Source organism: Shinella sp. NM-101 (assembly GCF_021401195.1).
In the GTDB taxonomy this organism is placed as follows: domain Bacteria; phylum Pseudomonadota; class Alphaproteobacteria; order Rhizobiales; family Rhizobiaceae; genus Shinella.
Genome location: NZ_JACBFT010000038.1, coordinates 1 through 10429 on the forward strand (window position 1 = coordinate 1; position 10429 = coordinate 10429).

The following is a 10429-nucleotide window of genomic DNA, read 5'->3' on the forward strand; positions in this document are numbered from 1 at the left end:
CACCGGCGATCAGGTTCCAGAATGTCCGGTCATAGATGCCCTTTTTGAAATGCGGTCAATCAAGCGTTCCCGCTCCGTTCAAGCTTAGCGTACGATTTCGAGCAGCTCTTGTTCTGACCCCCTTACACGCTGGTCACGACACGGACCTTCCTGTCACGCTTCGGGTTAGGGACTTTGCGCGACCTGCCGAACCTCGAATTGCTCGAAGATGCCGGCCTGCTGAGCAGGGACAGGAGGTTCGATGGCGACATGCCGATCGCATCGGACGAACAGGACGAACAAGCCGACTTCGAGGACGACAGCAGCGAGGACTACCAGGCTTCGGATCGCTGACCATTCACAGGCTTTGCCCGGATCCGGGAAAGGGGATTCAGGTTGAGAATCTAGATCTACGGGTATTGACCCTGCAGTGGCTACAGGCCGTAGCACCCTTTCTTCATGCGAATCAGGGCTCGGACTAAAATGATCGAGGCAATACTCCACCGGCTCGGGCCGCTCGTCTTGTTTGTGCTGCTTGTCGCCGGACTTAACGGCTGTACCACCATGAGCCTCGACGATATCGGCGATCCGTCGCCGAAAATTCCGGTCAAACTCGTCGGAGAGATGGCAAAGAAAGGGATGACGCCGGAGAGCCCAGTGCTGATACGGATCTTCAAACAAGAAAGCGAGCTCGAGATTTGGAAGCAGGATCGGACCGGTCGCTACGCACTTTTGAAGGTGTATCCGATGTGCCGATGGTCAGGAAAACTCGGCCCGAAAACCCGGACCGGCGATCGGCAGGCGCCCGAAGGATTTTATCATGTCTCCACAGGCATGCTGAATCCCAAGTCGCAATTTTATCTATCGTTCAACCTTGGCTATCCGAACCGCCTCGAGGCGGCACTGAATTACACCGGCGAAGCTCTGATGGTCCACGGCGCTTGTTCTTCGTCGGGATGCTACGCGATGACCGACCAAGGTGTCGGCGAAATCTACGCCCTCGTGCACAGCGCACTCGCCGGTGGCCAAGACAAGTTTCAGGTGCAGGCATATCCGTTTCGCATGACCGTGGAGAATATGGTGGCCAATCGCAGCGATCCGAACTTCGCGTTCTGGAAAAACCTGAAAGAAGGTTACGACGCCTTCGAATTTTCCAAGCGGCAGCCAAAAGTCGCGGCGTGCAATCGTCGATATGTTTTCAACGCCGATTTCGACAGGGACCCTACCAACCCCCTTGCTGCCTGTCCCCCTCTTAAACAGGCTATAGATCCGACCCTTTCCGCCAAAGTTCAACAAGAGGATCAGAAACTGACCGCGCTGCTCGACAAGGATTCTCCTGCGACCGTGACCGCCTATGCTGACGGTGGGATGCACTCCAGCTTCCGCGAACTGCTGAAGCAAAACGGCGCCGACAAGCTTGCCCAGAAAATCTCGACCATTAAGTACCCGATCAGCCGTCCAGACGCGGCCTTGGCGGACCCTTACCAGGGCGAGCCTTGGAAACCGGCGCTTAGCCGTTCCGAAAAGGACAGAGACGCCGATTGATGGGGCAGTTCTTCACCTGAAGTTCAATTTGCGCGAGCATGGAACGCGCTCAACGAGGGAACGATTGTCTTTTATCTCGGCTACGCTGGCTCTTCACGTTTGTGGCGCGGTTTCGTCTAGGCGTATTTTCTTGCCCAGGTGATATCCATCAGGTCCTCGACCGGGACGGGGAAGTTCTTCAAGGCTGAATGTAAACGCTCCACATCGCCAGCATGTTCTTTAGTCACGCTTCGGCAAATTGGCGATTGACCCTGTAGCCGCTACAGGCTGTAGACCTAAGCTCGAACGAATCTGACGAAGGAAGCCTATCCAAGAGATGCGGCGGGGTCCCATTTCGCGGCATTCAGTCCGTCGAGCAATCTTTGTTTGGCGCCAGCCGAGAAGCGGGACTAACTGCAGCGACGGCGCGGGGCGACATCGGCGCGCGGTGTGGGCGCCTCGCGCTCGACTTCCACTAACGATCAGGCCCAGCCAATGAGGGGAAATCATATTGCCGACTAGTTCCGTTAGACATCGAACCGTCTGGATTGCGATCGCTTTTGTCCTCGCGCTTCTTTTCGACATCGCGACAAAGTGGCTGATCGTTAACGTCGTCATGGTCCCGCCGCGGACGATTGAGCTTGTGAGCTACTTCAACCTGACACTGGGTTTCAATACCGGCGTCAGTTTCGGAATGTTCAGCGATATCTTCTTTGAGCGTCCGTTATTGCTGGCCACCATAAAGACCGTCATAACCATCGGGCTGATCGTCTGGGCAATGCGAGCGGATCGGACGTTGGAAGCGACTGCGCTCGGTTTGATTGCCGGTGGGGCGGCCGGAAATATTCTTGATCGCGTGTGGCATGGCGCCGTCACCGACTTTCTCGATTTTCATATCGGGACTTGGCATTGGCCCGCTTTCAACATGGCAGATGTCGCGATCACCATCGGGGCAGCGCTGCTTATCGCAGGCTCGATCTTTTCTTTTGAGCCCGCACGCACACCCGGACCGTCCAGTACCGAGAAGCGCTGAATGAAGACGTTGTCGGGTTTCAGCCGCACGCGACGCTGGACCAGTGCATCGGCTTTCTATGTGCAGAAATAATGGGAAAACTTGAATGAGCGAGAAACACCGCGAGGACGAAATACGGCTCGACGCGAGAAATGCCTCCGAGCGAACGACGCTTGTCTGGGTCCTTGCCATCAATCTGTTGCAAGTGATCGTCGCCGGCGTCGTTGGCGTCTTCGCTGACTCGACCGGTCTTCTGGGAGCAGCCCTCGATAATATGGGCGACGCTGGCGTTTATGCCATCAGCCTTTACGCCGTCGGTCGGACGGTAGTGGCAAAGGTGCGTGTTGCGCGCCTGTCCGGAATCCTGCTGATCGCCCTGGGTCTGGCACTTTTCGTCGAGGTAGGGCGTCGGTTTTTCGTAGGCGCCGAGCCGATTGGCTTGGCCATGATCATTACCGCCTTCATCAATGCCGCGCTGAATGTCATTTGCCTGAAGCTTCTTCGATCGCATCGCGATCAGGGCGTTCATCTGAAGGCGTCGTGGATTTTCACGACGAACGATATGATCGCCAATGCCGGCATTGTCGTTTCGGGCGCAGCGGTTATGTTCTTCGCTTCTCCTTATCCGGATCTGGTTATCGGGGTGTTGGTTGCAGGCATCGTCCTGCGGGGTGGCTGGGAAATCCTGGAAGAGGCGAAGGACGCATCTTAGCGGCCTGCAATGTAGGAGATCGGCGTTCATTGCAGTTCACGACGCTGGTCGGCAATTCGCCTGCCGCCACAGACGCATTGGAACGAGGGCCTCAAACAGTCGAATGCGCTCTCTGCCTGCGCCGGCCACCCACTTCCCAGCCGCCGCTTTACATCAAAGCGGCTTTTGAATCTGTGTTGGCCCCTAATGCTTCGGCGAAAGAGAATCGATGATGCGGCAGTCGGCGACCGTTCCACAACTACACTGGTCGATAATACTGTCTAGTTCCGCCTTCAACGCCTGCAGGTCGCGGATCTTGCGCTCGACCTCGGCGCGATGCTCGTTGGCAATTTCGTCGACCGCCATGCATGACTGGTCACGGTCGTCACTCAGCCTCAGAAGACCGCGTACCTGATCGAGGGAAAATCCAAGGTCGCGCGCGCGACGGATGAAGCTCAGTCGATTCAGGTGCGCATGGTCATAGGCGCGGTAGTTGCCCTCGGTGCGGCCCGGTTCGGGCAGCAAACCGTTCTTTTCATAAAAGCGGATCGTTTCAACCTTGGTGCCGGTTTTCTTGGCAAGATACCCGATTGTCAGAATGTTTGGCGACATGGCTTGACCCTGTAGTTGCTACAGGCCTCATGTAAGGCGCCAGTTCGTAATTGTCGAGGTGACGTCATGGCTTCCAGCGCGTTGAAATTGAAGATCAAGGGCATGGATTGCGCTGCCTGCGCAATGAAGATTGAAAACGCGATGAAGCGCTTGCCAGGCGTCAGCGACATCAATGTCAATTACAGTCAGGAAAGCATGGTCATCATGCTGGATAAGGACAGGACCTCGCCGCAGACTGTCGAGGACAAGATCAAAGGGCTCGGCTTCACCCCAATTTCAGCGGGCGCGGACAATCAAGCTGGTGCCAGCCAGCTCCCGGACTACCACGACCAGGCATGGTGGAAGGGTAAGAAGGGGCGTCTCGTCATCTTCACTGGCGCGATGTTTGCAGTTGCCTGGAGCATCGCCCACGTATCTCCGGACTGGGGTCAGATCGCTTACTCGGTAGCGGCGCTGATCGCCATCGTTCCGTTCGCAAGACGTGCCTTCGTCGGTGCTGTCTCCGGAACGCCGTTTAGCATCGAAACGCTGATGACGGTTGCCGCGCTCGGGGCGTTGCTGATTGGGGCCGCCGAGGAGTCGGCGGTCGTAATCCTGCTGTTTGCCGTTGGCGAGCTTCTCGAAACCATCGCGGCCGGCCGCGCCCGGGCTGGTATCAAGGCATTGATCGATCTTGTCCCAAGGACTGCCTTTCGCGAGCGCGATGGCGTGGTCGAGAAGGTTGCAGTAGAGGAACTGGCGATCGACGACATAGTCGTCGTGCGGCCCGGCGATCGTGTTCCCTCCGATGGCAAAGTCACGCAGGGCTTTTCCGAACTCAACGAGGCTCCGGTGACAGGTGAGTCCGTTCCGGTCGCCAAGAACGTCGGCGACAAGGTCTATGCCGGCAGCATCAACACCAATGGCGAGCTTCGGGTGGCGATCAGTCATGTCGCGGCCGACAATACAATCTCGCGCATCATTCATATGGTCGAGGAAGCGCAGTCGTCGAAGGCACCAATGGCACGGCTGATCGATCGCTTCAGCGCCTGGTATACGCCGGCGGCTATGGTGGTGGCGGCGCTGGTCATCGTCGTGCCGCCGATCTTCTTCGGCGGCGAGTGGGCGACGTGGATCTACCGTGGCCTCTCCACGCTCCTGATCGCCTGCCCCTGTGCGCTGGTCATCTCCACGCCGGCGGCCATAGCGTCCGGACTTGCGGCCGGCGCTCGCAAGGGTCTGCTTATCAAGGGCGGCGCGGCACTTGAGACGCTCGGAAAGGTCAAGACCGTCGCCTTCGACAAGACAGGAACGCTGACCCGCGGCCGACCGCAGGTCACGGATGTGTTGGCAATTGTCGGGACAGAGGCCGATGTGCTGGCCCGCGCGGCCGCCGTCGAACGGAACAGCAGCCATCCGCTAGGCGTCGCGATTGGTGAAGCGGCGGTCGCAAAAGGCTTATCTGTGCCGGCAAGCTTCGGCGGTGCCAAGGCAACGCCCGGAAAAGCGGTTACTGCGCGGTTGAAGAACGGCTTCGTCTCCGTCGGGTCTCCCCGATTTGCCGCCGAGCAGGCCGTACTCGATGACGAATTTGCCCGGCGGATCACCTACCTTGAGGAAGAAGGAAAGACGGTCGTCGTTCTGATGATGAACGGCAAGATTGAGGGCCTGATCGCGCTCAGGGACGAGCCGCGGGACGACGCCGCAACTGCCATCCGGCATCTGCAGGATATCGGCGTCAAAACTATCATGCTCACCGGCGACAATCAGCGCACGGCAATAGCGATAGGATCGGCGCTCGGACTGGACGTGAAGGCGGAACTACTTCCGGACGCCAAGCTTGCCGAGATCTCGCGCCTCAAGACGCAAGCGCCCATCGCCATGATCGGCGACGGTATCAATGACGCTCCGGCGCTCGCCACCGCTTCGGTCGGGGTGGCAATGGGCGGAGGAACCGATGTCGCGCTGGAAACCGCCGACGCCGCGCTGCTTCGCGACAAGGTTATGGGAGTGGCCGATCTCATTGCCCTCTCAAAGGCGACGCTTGGCAACATCTGGCAAAATATCGGGCTCGCTCTTGGTCTCAAGGTCATTTTCCTCGGCACGACGCTTTTCGGTGTTACCACGCTTTGGATGGCGATTCTGGCTGATACGGGGGCGACGGTCCTGGTAACAGCCAATGCACTTCGCCTTCTTCGCCATCGCCGCCGTGATATCGAGTAGGAGCAACTGGAAAGGAGGCCGATGCCCTGCTTTCCGGATCTACAGCGCTTTCCGAGAAATTCGAAATTCATCAATCGACCCTCGTTAAGGGGGTCGCCAAAATGCGTCAGTTCGAAGATGCGATCGAAATAATGCCGGGAGAAACCCTAGCTTTGAGGGCGGGCGCATCGCACATCATGTTTGCGAAGCTTAGGAAGCAACTGGCGGCAGGGGAGCGCTTCGCCGTCAGTCTCAACTTCAAGAACGCTGGCTCGACAACCGTGGACTTGGCTGTCCAGGGGCTCGGGGTTTCCAAGCCCGCCAAAGCCCATGACGACGCAGGCCGAAGGCTGACTGACCGTGCTGAAGATTGTCCGCACCGCTGCTTAGTTGCCGGCGCGATTCCTGTCGCGATCTTAATCGGCGCCTGGCCCTGATGCCGCCGCCCGCGGGGCGGGAGCGTGCAACCTGCGATCGCCACAGGTCTCCAGGTGCTCTTATCCTCTCGACGGCCTGTCTGTCAGGTCAGGAACTCGCAATAGAACCAATTCGTGCTGAGCGAGGTCGAAACCGAGAGACAGCCGCGGTGTCAGGCCGGATGTAGAAGAGGTCGACCGGCCTGACGGAGACGTCGGGGCGCTCAGTTCGAGACCGTGTATCCGAGGTCCACAACCGTCTCCTGCAGTATGTCGGCGCCGATGATCTCGGGATCGATCTGAACGATCGCCCTAGTGCTATCGAGTGAAACGTTGACGTCCAGCACGCCGGGAAGCGCGCGTAGGCCCTTCTCGACCTTTGCGACACAGCTCGCGCAGTCCATTCCGACCACATTCATTTCTACAGTTTCCATCTGAAATCCTTTCAGGACTAAGCTGACGTGAGTTAAGTTTCCCAACGCGTCAAAACTTTGCACCCTGTAGCGGCTGCAGGGTCAACCCAAAGGGCTCACGGTTCCTAGAAATTTTTGGGCCCTTCGATCATTTGCCGCCAAGCCAATGTCCGGGAGGCATCCGCAGCCAATGAAGCGCCGTTGATCCAGTACCACTCTGCATCGTGCTACGTACCGAGTTAAAAACCTAGGAACGCAGATCAGAGCTATAAAGCCCCAGATTGAGGTGTTTAGCAGGGCCTCTGCCCTGCACGCTTAATCAGATGGTGGTGGAACCGGGTCACGCTTCATACCTGATGCTATGCGATATGTTTGCCGGCGGGCATTGTGATTACTCTGGTGTGACCGGCAGTGCTCGCTTGTGTGCGGTCGCTGTGTACATGGTGAGGATTCGCTCGCGAGCTGGTTCCGTGATCACCTTACCCTCGAGAAAATCGTCAATCTCGTCGTAGGTGACGCCGTAAGCCTCCTCGTCAGGACGCAGCGGCGCATCGCTTTCTAGGTCGGCGGTCGGCACCTTGTCGATCAGTTCCTGTGGCGCTCCGACGTGCTTTGCAATTGCACGGACGCGGCGCTTGGTAAGACCCGAAAGTGGAAGGATATCCGCAGCGCCGTCTCCGAATTTCGTGAAGAACCCCATCAGCGCCTCGGCGGCGTGATCCGTACCGATCACCAAGCCGCCGACGGCGCCCGCCAACGCGTATTGCGCAATCATGCGCTGACGTGCCTTGATATTGCCGAGGTGGAAATCGACCCTCTCTACCTCAAACAATTCTCCTGCCTGACGACGGATCTCTGCAAGCATGGCATCGGCAGCCGGTTTGATGTCGATGGTGACGGTTCGATCGGGACGGATCGCCGCTAAGGCTTTCTGCGCATCGGCTTCATCAGCCTGAACGCCATACGGGAGCCGCACTGCGACGAATTCCGCTTTGTGGCCGTGCTCGCGCAGGCGGTTTGAAGCGGTCTGGGCCAGGATGGCGGCGGTCAGGGAATCCACGCCGCCGCTGATGCCAAGGACAAAGGCCCGTAATGCCCTAGTGCGAAGGTAATCGGCCAGAAACGCGATCCGACGTTCTGTCTCTGCTGCTGCATCGAAGCTCGGTGCGACGCCGAGTGCGTGGATGATATCGGCCTGTTGATGCAGCAAGGTCGTTCCTTCGTTTGACGAACGCATCAATAGCTAAGCCCAGGCGCGGTGACGTCAAGGCCTTTCATAGGGGCTGATCAATTCCCTCGATGTCGGTCATCTGTTTCGCGTTCGTCAGTTGGGCTGGAAGGCGTCTACCCGGGAAGCGGCAAGCTTACAGCGGAAAGTTGCCTGTTGCAGCGCGTGGTCGTGGCTTAATTTGTGTGACCAATGGCCGAGGCCGTCGTGAGGATCCGGCCATTAGGTCATTCAGCAGCCTGCAGACTGCGCCTCTGGTTCTCGGTTACAGCATGATCCGCTTCGGATGCGGCTGGCAGTCGCCATCCCTTGATCAGCCCATAGACGGCCGGAATGACGACCAGCGTCAGCAGCGTCGACGACACCATGCCGCCGATCATCGGTACGGCGATCCGTTGCATGATCTCCGATCCCGTGCCGGTCCTCCACAGGATCGGCACGAGGCCGGCCATGATGGCGGCGACGGTCATCATCTTCGGTCGGACGCGCTCGACCGCGCCGACCATGATCGCCCGATTGAGGTCCGGCTTCGAGAAGGAACGACCCTCCTGTTCGCAGGCTTCGCGTTGCTCCTTCAGGGCGTGGTCGAGATAGATCAACATGATCACCCCGGTTTCCGCCGCCACGCCTGCAAGGGCAATGAAGCCGACGGCGACCGCCACCGAGGCGTTGAAGCCCATCCACCACATCAGCCAGATGCCGCCGACCAGCGCGAACGGCAGCGACAGCATTACGATGACAGTCTCCGTCAGCGCCTTGAAGTTCAGGTAGAGCAGCAGGAAGATCAGGGCCAGGGTCAGGGGAACGACGACGGCCAGTCGTGCTTCGGCCCGTTGGAGATATTCGAACTGACCGCTCCAGGCGACGGAATAGCCTGGAGGCATCGTCACGCTCCTTGCCACTGCCTGCTGGGCTTCGGCGACATAGCCGCCGAGATCGCGGTTGGCGATGTCGACGTAGATGTAGACGGCGAGCTGGCCGTTTTCGGTGCGGATGGTTGTCGCTCCGCGCGTCAGCTTGACGTCCGCGACCTCGCCGAGAGGAACCGTCCCGCCGCCCGGCAGGGATATCTGCACGTCCCTGGCGATCGACTGCGGATCGCTTCGCGAGGCCCGTGGATACCGTATTGCCACGCCATATCGTTCCCGGCCTTCGACCGTCTGGGTAACGACCTCGGAGCCCAGCGCCATGCCGACAACGTCCTGGACATCGTTGATGGTCAGCCCGTAACGGCCGAGCGCCGTTCGATCGGGAACGATGTCGAGGTAGTAGCCGCCGATCACCCGCTCGGCATAGGCGCTCGACGTACCGGGGATTGTCTTCAGCACGCTTTCGATTTGGCGAGCGACTTTTTCCATCTCGCCGAGATCTGTACCGTAGACTTTAACCCCGACGGGCGTTCTGATCCCGGTCGACAGCATATCGATGCGGGCGCGGATCGGCATGGTCCAGGCATTGGAGACGCCGGGGAACTGCAGGGCGGCGTCCATCTCCTGTTTCAGGCTGTCGGTGGTGACCCCCGGCCGCCATTCCGACTTCGGCTTCAGGGTGATGATCGTCTCGAACATCTCCGTCGGCGCCGGGTCGGTGGCGGTCAGCGCCCGCCCGGCCTTGCCAAAGACGGTTTGGACTTCCGGGAAGGACTTGATGATGCGGTCCTGCGTCTGCATCAGCTCGGCCGCCTTGGTGACCGATATGCCGGGCAAGGTGGTCGGCATGTACATCAGCGTGCCCTCGTCGAGATTGGGCATGAACTCGCTACCGATATGCTGGACGGGCCAGGCAGTGACCCCGAGGATGACGAGCGCCGCCAGAATCGTCAATGTCTTGACCCGCAACACCCCAGCAATGACGGGGCGGTAGATCCAGATCAGGAACCGATTGAGAGGGTTCTTGTGCTCGGGAACGATATAGCCCCGAACGAAGAGGATCATCAGTGCAGGCACAAGCGTCACCGATAGCAGGGCGGCAGCAGCCATCGAGAAAGTCTTGGTGAAGGCGAGCGGCCCGAACAGCCGGCCTTCCTGCGATTCCAGTGTAAAGATCGGCAGGAACGACACGGTGATGATCAGCAGGCTGAAGAACAGCGCCGGCCCGACCTCGCTCGCCGCCTCTATGAGGATTTCCACCCGTGGCTTGTCAGGCGGCGCACGCTCGAGATGCTTATGGGCATTCTCGATCATGACGATCGCCGCGTCGATCATCGCGCCGATGGCGATAGCGATGCCGCCGAGGCTCATGATGTTTGCACCGATCCCGGTTCGGGCAGAGGTCGCGGACCTGTCCATGCTGTCGGCGCACGCCGACGCAAACGAGCTGATGCGCTGGCTGTCCGGCTTCCGTCGGCCGCCGTCCCGCGTGTTCATCGTGCAT

General features: G+C 59.2%; 8 protein-coding genes and 3 pseudogenes. 7 read left to right on the plus strand and 4 right to left on the minus strand.

Annotated features, from left to right (window positions below; translation table 11 throughout):
* Nucleotides 1-174: 174 nt before the first annotated feature.
* The 4 genes from L0976_RS28190 to L0976_RS28205 all read left to right on the plus strand — a co-directional run bounded on the left by L0976_RS28190 (nucleotide 175) and on the right by L0976_RS28205 (nucleotide 3227).
* The gene (locus tag L0976_RS28190; protein ID WP_234190672.1) at nucleotides 175-333 is read left to right on the plus strand and encodes a hypothetical protein; all 159 of its coding nucleotides are present in this window, start codon (nucleotides 175-177) and stop codon (nucleotides 331-333) included.
* Between the two features lie 129 nt (nucleotides 334-462).
* Entirely contained in the window at nucleotides 463-1524 is a 1062-nt protein-coding gene (locus L0976_RS28195) for a murein L,D-transpeptidase family protein (protein WP_167388195.1), read from the plus strand.
* Nucleotides 1525-2014: 490 nt separating this feature from the next.
* Nucleotides 2015-2536: a signal peptidase II gene (gene lspA / locus L0976_RS28200; protein ID WP_094542208.1), complete on the plus strand. Its 522-nt coding sequence runs from the start codon at nucleotides 2015-2017 to the stop codon at nucleotides 2534-2536.
* An 85-nt stretch (nucleotides 2537-2621) separates the two neighbouring features.
* Entirely contained in the window at nucleotides 2622-3227 is a 606-nt protein-coding gene (locus tag L0976_RS28205; protein WP_094542209.1) for a cation transporter, read from the plus strand.
* 183 nt (nucleotides 3228-3410) lie between these two features.
* Here L0976_RS28205 and L0976_RS28210 read toward each other — a convergent pair whose 3' ends face one another.
* On the minus strand, nucleotides 3411-3818 hold the full coding sequence (locus L0976_RS28210; protein ID WP_094542210.1) for a helix-turn-helix domain-containing protein: 408 nt from the start codon (nucleotides 3816-3818) through the stop codon (nucleotides 3411-3413).
* Nucleotides 3819-3884: 66 nt separating this feature from the next.
* Here L0976_RS28210 and L0976_RS28215 point away from each other — a divergent pair, with 66 nt between their 5' ends.
* Nucleotides 3885-6020 (plus strand): heavy metal translocating P-type ATPase, encoded by a 2136-nt coding sequence (locus L0976_RS28215; RefSeq protein ID WP_208620228.1) that lies wholly within the window; start codon nucleotides 3885-3887, stop codon nucleotides 6018-6020.
* Between the two features lie 14 nt (nucleotides 6021-6034).
* Nucleotides 6035-6436 (plus strand): annotated as a pseudogene (locus L0976_RS28220) (copper chaperone PCu(A)C); the annotation flags it as partial.
* Nucleotides 6437-6639: 203 nt separating this feature from the next.
* Here L0976_RS28220 and L0976_RS28225 read toward each other — a convergent pair.
* The 3 genes and pseudogenes from L0976_RS28225 to L0976_RS28235 all read right to left on the minus strand — a co-directional run.
* Nucleotides 6640-6849 carry a heavy-metal-associated domain-containing protein gene (locus L0976_RS28225; RefSeq protein WP_094542212.1) on the minus strand — a complete coding sequence of 70 codons (210 nt, stop codon included), beginning with the start codon at nucleotides 6847-6849 and terminating at the stop codon, nucleotides 6640-6642.
* 370 nt (nucleotides 6850-7219) lie between these two features.
* Nucleotides 7220-8065 carry an ammonia-dependent NAD(+) synthetase gene (nadE, locus tag L0976_RS28230; protein WP_094542213.1) on the minus strand — a complete coding sequence of 282 codons (846 nt, stop codon included), beginning with the start codon at nucleotides 8063-8065 and terminating at the stop codon, nucleotides 7220-7222.
* Between the two features lie 218 nt (nucleotides 8066-8283).
* A pseudogene (locus L0976_RS28235) lies at nucleotides 8284-10314 on the minus strand (efflux RND transporter permease subunit); the annotation flags it as partial.
* Between L0976_RS28235 and L0976_RS28240 the strand changes: the two are divergent.
* Nucleotides 10310-10429, plus strand: a pseudogene (locus L0976_RS28240) (MBL fold metallo-hydrolase RNA specificity domain-containing protein); the annotation flags it as partial. The pseudogenes L0976_RS28235 and L0976_RS28240 sit on opposite strands and share 5 nt — an antisense overlap.